Origin of the sequence: Pseudomonas sp. BN415, assembly GCF_029871195.1 — a bacterium.
Taxonomy (GTDB): Bacteria; Pseudomonadota; Gammaproteobacteria; order Pseudomonadales; family Pseudomonadaceae; genus Metapseudomonas; species Metapseudomonas resinovorans.
The window spans coordinates 41,739-57,633 of sequence record NZ_SSOK01000053.1 but is presented as its reverse complement, the minus strand read 5'-3'; the positions used below and the strand labels follow the sequence as shown (position 1 = coordinate 57,633).

Genomic DNA, 15,895 nt, shown 5'->3' with positions numbered 1-15,895 from the left:
TTAAGGAAAACCTATGAAGACCTGTACTAACGAGGCTGAACGCTTGACGGCCTGGGCCGCGATCGCGGGCGGCATCTTTGCTTACCTCAACATCATCTTTATGGTCATTCTGACCCGTGCAGACATGTCTCTCACGTTGGACGGTGGCTGGATGCTGACGTTGCCGGCAGAGGCGCGGGAGTACTTCAGGCTGTCGATGTTCGCCGACGTTTTGGGCTTCTACCTGCCCGTGCTGGTGATTGGCGGCTATCTGTGGAATCGCTTTCGTCATGAGGCTGGCGCCAAGGGTGATATGGCCGTGCTGGCCATTACGACTTACGTAGTGCTCGGGGTTACTGGAGCGAGTCTTCAGTTGGCCGTGCTCAATCCGCTAGCAGAACTCCACGCCGCAGGAAGTGAGGCCGTAAAGGCTGCCGCCGAGACTACTTGGACGGCCATCGCTGTGGGCAGCCAGCGTGGCCTCTGGTGGTGCGAAGGGCCCGTGGTTCTTTTCTGGGGGTTGGTTGTTGCGCCGCATCTGAAAAAAGAGGGTTGCCCGGCCTCGTTGCTTTGGCCTCTGACGGTGGTCGGCTGGAGCTTTGTACTGTTCTTTGTAACCGGCTTCTTTCCCGTTCTTGAGCAGCTCTCTTACCTATGCCTTGTGATCGCAGTGGCGTTTTTCCCGATGTGGATGCTCATGTTCGGCCTGCATTTGCGTCACCGACAGGCATCCAGCCCTCTCGGGGCCTGAGTACGCACACCTTACAGACGGCTCTCTGACGATGAGTGGCCTTCCTAAAACAACCACGAGTGAGACTCCGCAAATGTCTGACAAGTCAACCTCAAAGCCACAATATGAGCTCAATCGGCGGCGCTTACTGAAGCTTGCTGGCGCGACAGCCGCCGTAGGTGGTCTAGGCCTCAGTGCAGGGCTGGCCAGCGCTGCAGAAGGCACGATGAGATCTCGTGACAATGCAGACGGCGTCCTCGATATTGCCATCATTGGCGCAGGGCTAGCTGGTCTGACGGCTGCCCGCGATTTGCAAGCTTCGGGCTGCGACTCTTTCGTTGTCCTGGAGGCAAGAGACCGGGTCGGCGGCAGAACACTCAACCACGACTTGGGCTCGGGATATATCTCCGAGGTCGGTGGACAGTGGATTGGGCCTGGGCAGACTGCAGTTGCTGATCTTGCAAGGGAGCTGGAGGTCGGAACATTTCCGACCTACTACGAAGGCAAGACCGTCTTCCTTAGTGGGGAGAAAGGGCGTCTGGCGCTGGACCTACAAGGTGGCTTTGGCACCAATGAGGAGATCGCCGCCAAGCTCAGTCAACTCTCCCGAGAGGTTCCTTCGGGGGCACCCTGGAAGTCACCAAGAGCAGCCGAGCTGGATAAGCTTTCAGCCGGCGATTGGCTCTCGCAGCAAAACATCAAGCCTGAGGATCGTAGAGGCTGGGATGTCAGCTTTGCTCTGACTTGCGGCATAACGCCTTCGAAAATGGGGCTTCTGCATTTCCTGTCGATGATCAACTCGGCGGACTGTCAGTACTCGAGGCTTGAATCGATCAAGGACAGCGCACAGGGCACCCGACTAGTAGGTGGCTCGCAGATTCTTTCCATTCGTATGGCCGAGCAGCTTGGCGATAAAGTTCGTCTTTCCTGCCCCGTGCGAAGTGTCTCTGGTTGGAATACGGATGTCGTCGCTCTGCATACCGATCAAGGCACAATCCGCGCCCGACGAGTGATCATGGCTGTTCATCCGGCCCTCTGTAACCAGATCCAATTCACGCCTGCATTGCCAACTGGCCGAGCGGCGTTGCAGCGAGCTTGGCCGGCTCACAGCCCAGCTCGTAAGACAGCAATGGTCTACAAGCGACCGTTCTGGCGGGACAAGGGCCTCAATGGGCATACCCACCAAATTGACGTTAACGGTGCCGTGCTTTGGGCTTGGGATAACTCGCCGCCAGGTGCAGAGATCGGCGTTATCAATGCCTTTATAACCAACGCCCAGCTGCCATCCGGTCACCAGGATGCGATGAAAATATTGTCCGAAATCTATGCGCGAGCCCTTGGTGACGAGGCTCTCAATCCGGTGGCTTATTACGATCACGATTGGGGGTTAGCCGACTCTTGGAGCCTTACCTGTATTTCAGCGATTCCGCCTGGCTTCTGGACCACCCACGGCGAGTCATTACGCCCGCCATGCGGCAACTTGTTCTGGTCGGGCACTGAGACCGCGGATATTTGGGCTGGTTATATGGATGGGGCCGTACGCTCGGGCCGCCAGAGTGCTCTGCAGGCGCTCAATTCCCTGCGCCAGGTTTGAGGAGGCTGCTATGAAGAAAAAATTATTGTTGGGTTTGGGCGTTCTATTTGCGATCCTGCTGGGTGTTTACGGGCGTGACGCGATCGGCCTGTACTATCTCGTGGACACCATTGAAACCGATGCTAAAGCACATGATGCAGACGCTGGAGTGTGGCCCCAAGTGGTTGACGGGTGTAATGGTTGCCATGGCTCGCAAGGTAATTCTTTGCATCAGCGCTACCCGAGTCTGGCAGGGCAGCCAGCTGCCTATATAGAAACCCAGCTTCGCAACTTCGCGAGTGGTGAGCGTTCGTACCCCGCCATGGGGCCAATGGCGATGATCCTCAGTGAAGAAGAAATCAAAACCTTAGCGGACTACTACGCTCGGCACAAAGCCGCTGAAAACACTTGGTTCAAGCCTGATCCCTCGCTTCGTGAGCAAGGTATGCAACTTGTGAAGGCCGGCGCCTGTGCTGCTTGCCATGGTGAAAATCTGATGGGGCAGGGCGCGTTCCCACGCCTTGCAAGCCAAGGTGCCGATTACCTAATGGCTCAGTTGGATGCCTTTGCTGATGGGCGGCGGGTGGATCCGGCCGGTTCGATGCAAGCCATTACCGCGAAACTGACCGCGGATGAGCGCAAGGCTATTTCCCATTATCTGGCGTCGCTTGCTCCCAAAACGCAGTGAAGCTGTAGCATCCATTTATTTGAAGAGTATTAAGCTATGGAACTCAAAGAGATTCTGGCGTTGCTTTCGTGCGTCTTGCTCATATTGTCGGGAGTGGTGTACGGAACAAAATTTGTTCGAAAGCGAAACTTTTTGCTCGGCTTCGAGTTTTTAATTGTCGCGTTCTCGGCCTCGAACTTCTTGATCTACCTGTTGACTGAGATTAAAATCAACTATGATATTTCATTTTTTCTTGACGCCTTTTCGAGGGCCTTTGGTATTCCAATTGTCGCTGTGCTTGGTCTGATGGCTTTAACCCACGACTACAAGCCTTCGGCATTCAAGGATGTTTTAATATTTGCGATTACATTCGCAGGCACTTTTGTGCTGATCTCCGCCGATTTTATGGCTCAGCCTTTGCCGTACTTCTATGTGGTCATGTGGGCTGCTTACACGCTTTACATTTCCTACTTCATTATCAGGCTGATCGGGTTGGGCGAGAAGTTGCACGCCATCGGAATGACACTTTCTGCTTTGCTTGGATTGGCGGTAGCCTGCATTTACGATTTTGTCCCTATCCCTGGGGATGAGTCCAAGGTGATATTCCTGACGATCGCGCTAAGCAGTTGGGCCTACATGATGGTTCAGCAGTATTATGCTTATCTGGCCTTCGAGCGTGCCAAAGTGGCAGTGTCTGGCTCGCGTTGATATGTGCGCCCTCGCCTTGTAGGTGTGGCAGGGCAGCCGCGCTGAATTACCTAGCTTTGAACCGGTTCATCCTCTACGCAGGTGTGCCGGTTCCTTTTTTTGTGTAGGTAACGCCTGCCAACTTTCCAGATCACTGGGTTAGGCTTTGCCTGTAACCGATGCACTGTGCAAGGCAGTGTAGTGGTCCACCTATCCCGGACAGTGGGTTAAGTTTTTCGTCGGCAACGGCGGGTGCTAGCCCATGGTTGAATTTATGCGGCCTGAGCCAGATGTAGCGATGCATGAGGTAATGGCTGATGCATCGCCGAGCTGTAGCCGGTCGGTGGAATCCACTCCGACTTCAGGCTGCGAAAAAACCGCTCCATCCGGTATCGTCACAGCCGCTGTCGAAACAGACCGCTGGCATATTGGCTGCCCTAATCCGAATGGAACAGCACGTGCTGTGGTTTGCCACGTTGTTCGTAGGCCATGTCTAAAGCTTTAATCACCAGCTCGGCATCCGGCGTGATCGAGAACGCCCGGCCAACGACCCGCCAGGTATGCAGGTCCAGCAGCGCCGCCAGGTAATGCCGGCGGCCTTGTGCCCAGATGTAGGTGATACCGCCGCCCCAAACTTGGTTGGGGCGCTCGGTGGTGAACTCGCGGTTCAGCCGGTTCGGGATATCTGGCTGGGCCGTAGCCTACTTGTAACCTACAGCCCAGCCAGATACTGATACTCGAAGTATTCGTGGTGGGCCAGTCATGCAGAAAGTCGGGTTGAACCAGCCATCCGTGGCTGACTCTCTGAGTGCTCAGTGGGTTACCGACACACAGGGTCGGCGGTGACAGGGTCTTGTGTCTTGCGATTCTCCCACTGCAGGAGAAGGGAGAGGGCGCACGGGAGGACGGTGAGTGTTACAACCGTCGCGACGGCTAGCCCACCAATCACGGCGAACGCCATCGGTCCCCAGAATATTTGAGGAGCAATCGGGATCATGCCGAGAATTGCTGCGCAGGCCGTTAGGACAATCGGGCGAGCCCGATGCTGGGCGGCACCTGCAATTGCGTCGTGCGGAGTCCTACCTGTACGCACCAAGATGTCTACTTCCTCGATCAGGATGATCGCATTTCGGACGATCATTCCGACCAGCGCAATGACCCCAAGTTGTGCTACGAAACCCATTGGCGTTGCGGTTGGTAGAAGCGCCAACACAACGCCGATCAGACCGAAAGGTGCCATCGCGAGCGCCAGGAACATCCGAGAGAAGCTGCGCAGCTGCACCATTAGCAGCACGCACATCACTAGAGCGGTCAAAGGGAGGACGGCAGCGACTGAGTCACTGCCTTTCGCGGCTTCCTCGACAGCACCGCCTGTTTCGATCTTGTAGCCCTTGGGAAGCGTAGCGGCGAGTTGTGCTACTGAGGGTGCCAGTGCTTGCACGACGGTCGCTGCCTCTAGACCTTCACCTACATCCCCTTGGACGGTGACGAGAGGGAGGCGTTGACGTCGCCAAACGATAGGATCCTCAACGCCGTAGCGGAGCTCGGCGATCTGCGACAACGGAATCGTATGGCCCCCAGAGGTTCTGATTTGCAAGTTTGCGAGTGTTGTAAGGTCGGTGCGTTCACCGACTTGCGCCCGCACGACGACATCGACGAGTCGGTTTTGATCGCGCACTGTCGTGACAGTCGTGCCAGAGAAGATCGTTGCCATGTTGTTGGCAACCTCTTCGGACGAGAGTCCCAGCGCTCTTGCTTGGGTCTGGTTGATTGAAACGAGAACACTTCTTTGTGGTTCACCCGATAGCAGATGTACTTCACGGGTGTCCGGGTTATCCGAGAGCAGATTGGCGAGTTGCGAGGCAATGTCACGAACTTGTGTCTGATCAGGACCGGTGACGCGGTACTTGAGTGGCCAGCCAACGGGGGGGCCGAGTTCTAGAGGTGTTGCTCGGGCAATGAGATTCGGGAACTCTGTTTTGAACGTTGCGGCGAGTTTGGCCTGCAGAGCGTCCCGTTCTTCGATGCCTTTGGTTACCACCACAGACTGGGTGACGTTGTCATTCTGCAGCAGTACCTCCATCGGTAGGTAGAAGCGAATGGCACCGGAGCCTATATAGGTCGAGAAACGATCTACGTTAGGGTCTTGCTTTAGCAGCTTTTCAAGCTTCAATGCCTCTCGCTCTGTAGCATCCAGCGACGCATTCTGCGGCAGCGTAAGGCTGATCAGGAGTTCTGGACGATCGGAGGGAGGAAAGAACTGTTGCTCCAGATAAGCCGAAGCACCGAGCGACAAGATAAACGCCAGGCCGGCAACCGAGAGGGTAATTGCACGATGACCCAGGGACCAGGACAGGGCGCGATTGTAAGCAGCCATGATGCGACCGTCTGCATGGCCTTGCTGGGGCATGGATTTGGGCAGGATCAGGGTACCGAGCAACGGTGAAAACAAGACCGCGACCACCCAGGATGCCGACAGCGAGATCAGCACCACCATGAACATCGAGTAGCAGTACTCACCTGCGCTCGATGCCGCAAAGCCTACCGGGATAAACCCGGCGATCATGACGAGCGTGCCGGTCAGCATTGGAAAGGCGGTCGAGTCATAGGCAAAGCTTGCCGCCCGTTTGAGGCTCCAACCCTCTTCAAGCTTTCCGACCATGGCCTCGACAGTAATCATTGCATCGTCAACGAGCAGGCCGAGAGCGATGATCAGAGCACCGAGCGAGATGCGCTGGAGACCTATGCCGGTTAACTCCATCCCTATAAAGGTCAGCGCCAGGACGAAGGGGATAGAGATGCTGACGACAAGGCCGGCTCTCACACCGAGTGAAAGGAACGAGACCGCGAGCACGATCAAGACTGCTTCGGTGAGTACTGTAAGGAACCCATTCACAGCTTGCTTCACAACGGTCGATTGGTCTGCGACCTGATGCATATCGATGCCGTGGGGGAGTGAGAGCCTGATCGCATCCATGCGGTCGCGCACACGTTGTCCAAACTCTAGGAGGTTACCTCCTGTTGCCATGGATATGGCCAGGCCGAGCGCTTTCTCACCGTTGACCCGGAACTGCGGCGCGGGTGGGTCGGCAGGAATTCGCCGAACGGTGGCGAGCTCGGCCAATGGAACAAAGCGGTCATTGGCGCGTAAAGTCATGTTGCGCAGACTTTCTTCGGATTCGAAGCCGCCACTGACACGGAGTGCGATCTTGTCAGCTGCTAGGCGAATCGTGCCCGCGGGTCTGACCGCATTCTGGGCGTTTATGGATCGAAGTACAGCCTCTTCATCCAGTCCATAAGCAGCGAGTCGCCCGGGAGAGAACTCCACCGAGATTTGTTCCTCTTGCACGCCGAGTAACTGCACCTTGCCGATGCCAGGAATCCGAAGTAGTTCTGCTCTGATATCTTCGAGGTGGTCACGGAGTTCCCGGGCTGAGAAGCCCTCGGCGGTGAAGCCATAGATCTGGCCGTACGTGTCACCGAATTCATCGTCGAAGAAAGGACCGTGTACCCCACTGGGCAGTGTCGATGAAATATCCGAGAGCTTCTTGCGCACCTGGTACCAGGCGTCAGGGACAATGCGCGCTGGGGCGTCGTCGCGCAGGTTCACCATTATCACGGTCTCGCCGGGGCGAGTGTAGCTATCGATGCGGTCGAGATAGGGGATTTCCTCGAGCTTTCTTTCCAAACGATCGGTAAGAAGTTTCGTCGTGTCATCGATTGTCGCACCTGGCCAATAGGCAGAAACCACCATGGTCTTGATGGTGAACGCGGGATCCTCATTTCGACTCAGTCTTGTGTAGCTGAGCGCTCCAGCCAGTAACGTGATCAACATGAGAAAGAAGATCAGCGGCTTCTGTTCAATGGCCCAGGCTGAGAGGTTGAAATTTTTCCGGTTCCCTTCGTGGAAAGTGTTGGGGCTCATTTCACTGCCTCTGCGGCTTTGTAGGCGATCTTTTGGCCAGGCCTGAGTTTGCTCACGCCGGCGGTTACGACAGCCTCACCTTCATTGAGTCCTGATTCGATCAGTACTTGAGCTGCTGTATAGCGCGCGACTACGACGGACTTACGGATGAGCACGTGACTAGTTGGCTCCACCACAAACACGGCGGGTTTGCCATCTTGGCTGGTCAAGGCCGAGGCCGGGAGCGCAAAGAGGGGGACACCAGGTTGGATTAGGCGTCCTGTTACAGTCGCGCCCAGCGTCATGGCATCAGGGGCGTTGGGCAGGGCTATGCGGACACGGTAGGTACGAGTTGCAGGGTCTGCCGTCGGGCTGGCATCTCGGATGGAGCCTATGACTCTGATCGAAGGGTCTGATACGAGCGCCACTTCCACCTGAACATCAGATGGCACACGGGTGTAGATCCGCTCTGATACGTTGAATACCGCGTCACGCTCGTGCGTTGAAGCCAGCTTGACTGCGGGCTGCCCGGCGTCGACGACCTGTCCAGGGTTCACTGTGACCGCACTGACGGTGGCATCATCAGGTGCGCGCAGCTCGGTGTAGGTGAGTCTGTTACGCGCGGTTTTCAAGCCCGTCTTGGCGACGTTGAGTCTTGCGTTTGCGGCACGCCAGTTGGCTTCAGCCTCATCGACCCTGGCGCGCGCAACAAAGTCCTTCATAAAGAGGGCACGCTGCCGCTCGAGCTCTGATCTTGCTAAGCCCTCGGTTGCTTCGGCACTTTTCACTTCGGCTTCGGCGCTCAGGACTTCGTTCTCAGCGTCATGAGGATCCAGCGTCGCCAACAATTGCCCTTTGGTGACGCTCATGCCGACTTCTACTGTGCGAGTCGCGACTCGGCCACCGATGCGAAAGCCGAGATTTGTTTCGGTATTGGCTTGGATTTCACCTGTCTGTGCGACCTCTTCACCTACGGATGACGCCTTTGCAATCTCAGTGCGGACTGGTCGCGGAGGTTCTGCGACTACCTGGGTTTCATCTTGGCAACCTAGAAGAATGAGCAAGAGGCTGCCAACACAGCCGGAGGACAGAATCGCTTTGAGTCGTTTCATATCTTTCTCTTCGCTCAAGGACAAGAGACGCTGTATACGCAGGTATGTGGGCGCGTCTCTGAAAGGAGTGTTGTGAGCGGGCAGGGCAGGGAGGATGTCGTATGCTTGATAGATATCAGGAATGTGTGTGCTGGCATGGGGTCCCTCAGTCAAAGTCGCTCGGTGACCGGGGCTCTAGAGTGTGGGGGCATGCGCATTGACAAGTATGGTGGATTGCATGCACCCACCTCCGGTGGGTGCAGCCAACGCTAACCTTTTCCAGGTTGGCAAATGCCAATTAGGACGAGGCAACCCACTCAGCACCGCGCTCGGCGATCATTATAGTTGGTGCGTTGGTATTGCCTCCGACCAAGGTTGGCATGATTGAGGCGTCTATGACTCGTAGGCCTTCGATACCCCGGACTCGCAATTGACTGTCGACTACAGCCATTTCGTCCTGGCCCATTTTGCATGTACCCACTGGGTGGTAAATAGAGTCGGTGCGCTTGCGTAGAAGCTCGATCAGTTGCTCGTCGCTGTGCAGGTTTTTGCTGTAGATATCCTTGAGCCCGAAGCGCGCCATAGCGGGCTGGTCGACGATCTCCCTGGCAATTCGATAGCCCTTGAGCAACGTTGTTACATCGTCTTCGTGACTCAGGAAATTTGGATCAATACGCGGTGCTGAATGTGGATTGGCTGACGCCAGGCCTACGCTGCCAATGCTTTTTGGGCGCAGCACACACACATGACAACTAAATCCGTGCCCCCAATGTAGCTTGCGATTGTGGTCGTCAACCGCACCAATCACCGAATGAAGTTGGATGTCCGGCCGCGCCAGATTCGGATCGGTTTTCAGGAAGCCGCCGCCTTCTGCGCAGTTGCTCGACATGGGGCCCTTTTGCTTACGGATGTAGTCGAGCAGCGCCTTGCCCATTTTGGGGCTGCCAGTGATCGAAACGCCCAGCAGCGACGTATCTTGGCTCTTATAGCAGAGCACCACGTCGGGGTGATCCTGCAGGTTCTGACCGACTCCCGGCAACTCGTGCTGCACGGTGATGCCCTGAGGCTTGAGTTCGGCCTCAGGGCCTATGCCTGAGAGCATCAGCAGGTGCGGGCTGCCGAAAGCGCCTGCGGCTAGCAGCACTTCCTTACGCGCTTTCAGTTGAACCTGAACGCCCTGGATTAAAGCCTGCACGCCGACAGCTTTCTTGCCTCTAAGGACGATGCGCTCGGCGTGGGCCCCGGTCATCACGGTCAAATTGCTACGTTCGCGAATCGGTTTCAGGAAGGCCGTGGCAGTGCTCCAGCGCCGGCCATTGCGGATGGTCACGTCGTAGTAGCCGACGCCTTCTTGCTGTTCGCCATTGAAGTCAGGGTTAAAACGATGACCAGCAGATAGGGCGGCTTGTACAAAGGCTTCAGTGGCCGCATGCCGATGGGCCTTGCCAACGTAAAGCTCGCCGTCGCCCCCATGGAGCTCGGTGCTGCCGCTGTGGTGCATCTCACTCTTGCGGAAATAGGGCAGCACGTCAGCGAATGACCAGCCATCGTTTCCCAGGGCCTGCCAGTCGTCAAAGTCACTTTGATGTCCGCGAATATAGATCATGCCGTTGATCGAGCTGCTACCTCCGAGAACCTTGCCGCGCGGTTGGTATCCGATTCGGTCGCTCAGTCCAGGCTGAGCAATGGTCTTGAAGGCCCAGTTGACATGGCGAGTCGGTACGATTGCAGCCACGCCAACCGGCATATGGATAAGCGGCGAGCTGTCTTCAGGTCCTGCCTCTAGCAGACAGACGCGGACATCTGGATCGGCACTGAGACGATTAGCGAGGACACAGCCAGCAGAGCCGGCACCAACGATGATGTAGTCGAATTCCATCATGGGCTCTCAAATAGGCAAGGGTAAAAAAGGTAGAGGGTAGAAGCTGGGTACATTCCAGAATCTCTCGCTTATCCCCAGCCAGCATGTTGGTTAATGAAGTTCCGAATGCTTTTCGCTGCCTCTTGCGCCTGGGGTAAGGCCGGGACCATCTGAAAGACATGGGGAAGCCGCTTCCAAACCTCCAACTGGACCGGTACACCGGCAGCATTCGCCCTGCTAGCCGCTTGGGTGGAGTCATCCAGGAGCATTTCCGTGCTTCCTACCTGAAATAGCAGTGGTGGCAGACCTTCAAAGTCACCGAATAGCGGGGATACTGAAGGCTGTGAGTAGCTTTGGCCTGGGGCGTAGAAGCGGCGAATACCAACAGCGAACGCAAGGGTGAAAATTGGGTCCCGGTGCGCATTGTCCAAAGCACTGGCGCCACTGAGCGTGAGGTCCAGAAATGGAGACAGCAGCACTGCGCAACTGGGCGGCGGCAGCTTTTGGTTTTTTAGCTGCTGCAAGGTTGCCAGCACCAGATTGCCGCCGGCGGAGTCGCCAGCGATCACGATGTCCTTTCCCTGGTAACCCTGATCCAATAACCAGCGATAGGTTTTCAGGCAGTCTTCCAACGCCGCCGGGTAGGGGTGTTCTGGTGCCAAACGGTAGTCGACCATCAGTGCGCGGGTTTTAAGGGGGGCGCACCAGGAAGCGACCATGGCGGAGTAGGTATTAGGCGTATAGGCCACAAAGGCTCCACCATGGATATAGAGAAGGACTCGATCTTTCTGATAGTTCGCAGGGGTCAACCAATGTGCGGCAATCCCATTGCAGTCGACACTTTTTTTCTGCGCGTGCTGCAACTCGGAGCGAGATGCTTGGCGATCCAGTTGGCTGAATTTTCCTCGGAGTGTCGAAATGTCGATGTGCAGCCCATGCCGAGATTTCACCAGCATTCGAAGCAGCAAATTGAGCATTTCACTCATCCAGCGGCCCTTAGAGGGCTGTAGAGTTCGAGTGAAGGCATTTTGCTTGTGCTTGAACATGGTGCCACCTCAGTTTGGGATTGTATTAGTGGTGGGGCGGAGGCCGGCGCAAAGGCGGCTTGCTCCGCAGTCATTGTTGAAGCCTGCATGACGCTGTAGTGATGAAGTGGGGCCTTGCATCGTGACTCTCGTCTGTAGGCCAGAGTTGCTCACCGCCAGCAGCGGATCTCCGTGCTGGCGGTCGAGGTTCTGCTTTCCGGACGCAATACCGGACGGATTCAGCTGGCGATTGATGAGGGCTCCTTGATGGAGACCCCCTGCTTGGCACGGAGGAACTCCAGGCGCCCATCTTCAACTGTGTCCTTGAGCAGCATCTTTTTGTCTCTCCCGTAGTGCATGAACACCTGCCAGGGGTAGGACTTGCCCTGACGCGGGAGAAGTTTCTGGTCGCGCTCGAGATAGCCGGACTTCAGGGAGCTCATGATGCTGACGTCCAGAGCGCAATTGTCATTGTCGTGGGGCGTTACGACATCGAAGCCGTTCTGCTCCATATGCTTGAACAGGCGGCAGAGGTATTCCGCAGTCAGGTGGAGCTTCAACGTCCAAGAGATATTGGTGTAGCCGAAGATCCAGGCCATGTTCGGAAGGTTCTCAAGCAGCACTCCCTTGTAGGTCATCTGCTCTCCGACCGGGTAGGGTGTGCCGTCCACCGAGAGTGACATCCCCCCCAGCATCTGCATCTTGAGTCCGGTAGCAGTGATGATGATGTCGGCTGGCAGTAGCTTGCCCGATTTCAGCAGGATGCCGTTCTCGGTGAAGCGTTCGATGTGGCCGGTCTCTACAGAGGCCTTGCCATTGCGTATGGCCTTGAATAGGTCACCGTCTGGAACCGCGCAGATTCGCTCGTCCCAAGGCATATAGGTGGGGGTAAAGTGGCGCATATCTGCGTCTGGCCCAATCTGGCCTTTCACATGCGAAAGCATCACGCGGCGCATCAGCTTTGGCCATTTCTTGCAAGCGATGTAGACGAAGCGATAAAGCATGATATTGCGCTTGCGCGCCAACCATTTAGCCCAGCCTGCCGGCAGGACACGAGACAGTAGGGTAGTGATCTTGTCCTGCGCGGGAAGCGAGTAGATGTAGGAGGGCGAGCGCTGCAGCATGGTGATGTGCTCGGTTTTATCCGCCATGGCAGGAATCAGCGTAGCGGCGGTTGCACCGCTCCCGATCACGACAACCTTCTTGCCCCTGTAGTCCAGGTCTTCGGGCCAGTGCTGGGGGTGGACGCGGATGCCTTTGAACTCTTCTTCACCTGGAAAGCTCGGGAGAAAACCTTCGTCATGGTTGTAGTAGCCAGTGCAGCACAGCAGGTACTTGCAGCTGAAGTACTGAACCTTTCCACTTGGCTCATGCATGGCAGTGAGATGCCAGAGCCGCTGCTGGCTTGACCAATTGGCGCTGGTGATCTTCAGGCCAAAGCGAATCTTTTCGCTCAAGCCGTATTGGTTCGCAGTGCTCTGAATATAGCGTCGAATCTCTGCTCCCTCTGCCAGCACCTTAGGGCTGTCCCAGAGGTGGAACTTGTAGCCATAGCTGAGCATATCGGAGTCGGATCGTATTCCCGGATAGCGAAAGAGGTCCCAGGTTCCGCCAATGCAGTCACGGCGCTCCAAAATGGCGAGGCTGCGGTTGGGGAACGCTTCTGTCAGATGGCAGGCCATCCCAATTCCTGACAGGCCAGCACCGATGATCAAAGTGTCGAAGTGAAGGTTGCTCATAAGGCTCTCCTTGCCTGAGTCAACAGGCAGGGCAATCAATTGGCTAATGGGTGCCGGTGTTGAAGGCCCCAGTGATTTGCACGCGTCAGCTGCTCAGGTTGTGTCTAGGTCAGTGCGCCACGGATTGCCGCGTAAGTGGCCCTGTCAGTTCGCTTAGTGCGGCCGAAGGAGCGGCAGGTGTGTTGCTGGCTGTGGCGAAATCGATAGACCCTTTCATGAGCTGAGCTCCTGGAGCTGTTGTTGTTTTTAAGCACTGTAATCCGGAGATCAAATTTACGCAACTAGTGTTATGATAATTGTTGTGATGGTAAAGGTGCGCCATGTGGCAGCAGGGCTCGCGAGCAGGGAGGCACTGGGTGAAATGGCGAGTACTGGTGGGCGTCCTTGCCCACGCAGTGTCGAGGATGTCTAGCGCGCAGTAGGTGTTAGGCCTGCCAGGTAGTGCGTCACGGCTTCGATTTCATCATCGGTGAGCATTCTGGCTAGCACATTCATAGTCTGGGCAGGGTCCTGTCGTTGACCTTGGCGGAAAGCGTTCAGCTGGTCCCGCAGGTACTGTTGGCCCTGACCGGCGATACGTGGGCCAAGAGGGTTTCCTGAAAGATCGCCACCATGGCAAGCGACGCATCCGCGGTCGGTAATGGTGTCTTTTCCTTGTTGCGCGAGTGTGTCGTTATGCTCTGGGGTTTCTGTAATGCTCGGGCGTTGACGGGCGAAGTGGTCCGCTAGGGTCTCGATCTCGGCATCGCTCAAGCTTGCTGCGAGTGGCCCCATCTGTGGGCTATTTCGTTGCCCGCTGGCGAAGGCCTGTAACTGCATCTTGATGTAACTCGCAGGTTGACCGGCGAGAGCTGCGTACTGCCCATTACTGGGCTGGCCTCCACTGCCGTGACAGAATGTGCAGGTGTCCTGAATCTGCGGCCAGGTGCCGACACTGGATTCATAGTCTGCGTAGTAGTGATCCAGTGCACCCATGAATCGATAGCCCGAAACGAGTTCCGGGCCCACGACGGCGGTTGTTGCTGTGATACCCGTGGCGAGCACTGCAGCGCTTATGAGAAATGCTCGTTTCATCCTGCAGTGCTCCGTTCGCCAGTGAGTGCATGCAGTGCTTCGAGAGCAGAACGTCGCCCCGAGCGCACTGCGCCTTCCATACCACTTGCCCAAATATCGGCAGTCTCAGTGCCGGACCAGATCAATCGGCCAACCGCTGGCTTCAAGTAGCGGCCCCAGCGCGTAAGGAACCCGGGAGGGATAGAGCCCACGCAAGTCAGCGTCCAGGAGTCAACTTTGCCCCAGTCGTGGTCATGGAACTGTTTGGGGCTCAGGGCTTCATCGCCCAGAGCCTTGGCGTAGATGGTCGCGAGGGTACTTTGCGCCTGGCTGGCATCAAGAGGCAGCTGGGCCGTCCGCACAAAGGCCGCCAGAACGCCAAGGCTGCCATCCTGTGGTGAGTTGTCGTAGGAAAGAATCAGGGGGCCGTCGGCCTGGGAGACTTGTCCATTTAAGCCTTTGTCCCGCCAGAATGGGCGTTCGTAGACATGTACGGTCTTTCGCATCGGTGCGTGGGATGGCCAGAGGCGCTGCAGCTGTGCGCGACCCTCTGGTAGCGGTGGGTCGAACACGATCTGATTACACAGACCTGGGTGCAGCGTGACGATGACTTGTCTAGAGCGAATGACTCCTTGGTCGGTGTGTATTTCGACGATGTCGCGATCCCAGTCGACGATCTTTCGGACTGGGCATGAGAGCTTGACCTTGTCGCCCAGGTCTTCTGCCATCCTGATACTGAGGGCCTGGGAACCGCCCACTATTCGGGTTTCTTGGGCGCCGTCTTTGAATCTTTCCAGCTTCTCGATGCTGCAGTCGGCCGAATTGACGATGGAAAGGTAGTACAGTAGCGAGAGGTTTGCCGGAGGGGTGCCTGTGGTGAGGCCAATCGATAAATCGAAGCTGAGCTTGGCCTCATTGTCGATGCCTTGCTGTGCCAACCACTGGCCCACCGACAGTTTGTCGAGCCTGGCAGCATCTACTGCCGTCCAGGGCTCTTTGCTGGGAACTCCGCGAGCCAGTTCATTGATCTTTTCTGCGACCGGTAAGCTCAGGCCGTCGCTGATGTCCTGCTCGTACTTGGCATCCCCTACTAGGTAGACGTTCTTGCCTTGGTAGTAGGAGGGAAAGGTGCCGATTCCCAGCTCTCTGGCAAGATCGAATATTGCGGTCTGGCTGGGGCCTATCCATTGACCGCCTGCTTCGGATATGACGCCATCTCCGAGGTCGTGGTTATAGGTGCGTCCCCCTACTCGGTTCCTCGCTTCCAGTACGACGAAGGACTCGCAGCCTGCTCGTTGAAGATCGCGTGCTGCAGTTAGGCCGGCCAAACCTCCGCCGATGATGGCAACGTCAAGGGCTTTGCCCTTGTCGGGGGTAAGTGTCTGGGCCAGGGCACGCCCATTCAGAGAGAGTCCACCGACCAAGGTGGAAGTGCCCAAGGCTTGCAAGAGCAGGCGGCGCCGCTGTCCTAGCTGGGAGAGGTCGCCATTGTCCGAGTCCATCTTCGCCTCCGTGTATTTACATAACGAGTGTTCCGTAAATATACATCGTCGCCGCTGTAAAGCAAGGGCTGGTGCGGGGGTTCG

Annotated in this window: 11 protein-coding genes and 1 pseudogene; 4 read left to right on the top strand and 8 right to left on the bottom strand. The window is 56.6% G+C overall.

Features of this window, described 5'->3' with window-relative positions; genetic code table 11:
- Positions 1 to 13: 13 nt before the first annotated feature.
- The 4 genes from E8F20_RS13395 to E8F20_RS13380 all read left to right on the top strand — a co-directional run bounded on the left by E8F20_RS13395 (position 14) and on the right by E8F20_RS13380 (position 3,657).
- Positions 14 to 730, top strand: coding sequence for a hypothetical protein (locus E8F20_RS13395; RefSeq protein ID WP_280284146.1), 717 nt, complete (start codon positions 14 to 16; stop codon positions 728 to 730).
- Positions 731 to 803: 73 nt separating this feature from the next.
- Positions 804 to 2,303 (top strand): FAD-dependent oxidoreductase, encoded by a 1,500-nt coding sequence (locus E8F20_RS13390; RefSeq protein ID WP_280284145.1) that lies wholly within the window; start codon positions 804 to 806, stop codon positions 2,301 to 2,303.
- A gap of 10 nt (positions 2,304 to 2,313) precedes the next feature.
- A complete protein-coding gene (locus E8F20_RS13385; protein WP_280284144.1) occupies positions 2,314 to 2,970 on the top strand; it encodes a c-type cytochrome in 657 nt (218 codons plus the stop codon).
- Between the two features lie 36 nt (positions 2,971 to 3,006).
- Positions 3,007 to 3,657 carry a hypothetical protein gene (locus E8F20_RS13380; protein ID WP_280284143.1) on the top strand — a complete coding sequence of 217 codons (651 nt, stop codon included), beginning with the start codon at positions 3,007 to 3,009 and terminating at the stop codon, positions 3,655 to 3,657.
- A gap of 130 nt (positions 3,658 to 3,787) precedes the next feature.
- Here E8F20_RS13380 and E8F20_RS13375 read toward each other — a convergent pair.
- The 8 genes and pseudogenes from E8F20_RS13375 to E8F20_RS13340 all read right to left on the bottom strand — a co-directional run.
- Positions 3,788 to 4,346, bottom strand: a pseudogene (locus E8F20_RS13375) (DDE-type integrase/transposase/recombinase); the annotation flags it as partial.
- A 110-nt stretch (positions 4,347 to 4,456) separates the two neighbouring features.
- A complete protein-coding gene (locus E8F20_RS13370) occupies positions 4,457 to 7,561 on the bottom strand; it encodes an efflux RND transporter permease subunit (RefSeq protein WP_280284142.1) in 3,105 nt (1,034 codons plus the stop codon).
- Positions 7,558 to 8,652 carry an efflux RND transporter periplasmic adaptor subunit gene (locus E8F20_RS13365; protein ID WP_280284141.1) on the bottom strand — a complete coding sequence of 365 codons (1,095 nt, stop codon included), beginning with the start codon at positions 8,650 to 8,652 and terminating at the stop codon, positions 7,558 to 7,560. The genes E8F20_RS13370 and E8F20_RS13365 overlap by 4 nt, the downstream gene beginning before the upstream one ends.
- A gap of 277 nt (positions 8,653 to 8,929) precedes the next feature.
- On the bottom strand, positions 8,930 to 10,510 hold the full coding sequence (locus E8F20_RS13360; RefSeq protein ID WP_280284343.1) for a choline dehydrogenase: 1,581 nt from the start codon (positions 10,508 to 10,510) through the stop codon (positions 8,930 to 8,932).
- 71 nt (positions 10,511 to 10,581) lie between these two features.
- Positions 10,582 to 11,538, bottom strand: a complete 957-nt coding sequence (locus tag E8F20_RS13355; protein WP_280284140.1) for an alpha/beta hydrolase — start codon at positions 11,536 to 11,538, stop codon at positions 10,582 to 10,584.
- A 218-nt stretch (positions 11,539 to 11,756) separates the two neighbouring features.
- Positions 11,757 to 13,256, bottom strand: coding sequence for an NAD(P)/FAD-dependent oxidoreductase (locus E8F20_RS13350; protein ID WP_280284139.1), 1,500 nt, complete (start codon positions 13,254 to 13,256; stop codon positions 11,757 to 11,759).
- A 408-nt stretch (positions 13,257 to 13,664) separates the two neighbouring features.
- Positions 13,665 to 14,330 (bottom strand): c-type cytochrome, encoded by a 666-nt coding sequence (locus E8F20_RS13345; RefSeq protein WP_280284138.1) that lies wholly within the window; start codon positions 14,328 to 14,330, stop codon positions 13,665 to 13,667.
- Positions 14,327 to 15,811, bottom strand: coding sequence for an FAD-dependent oxidoreductase (locus E8F20_RS13340; RefSeq protein ID WP_280284137.1), 1,485 nt, complete (start codon positions 15,809 to 15,811; stop codon positions 14,327 to 14,329). Before E8F20_RS13340 ends, E8F20_RS13345 begins: the two co-directional genes overlap by 4 nt.
- Between the last annotated feature and the right edge of the window lie 84 nt (positions 15,812 to 15,895).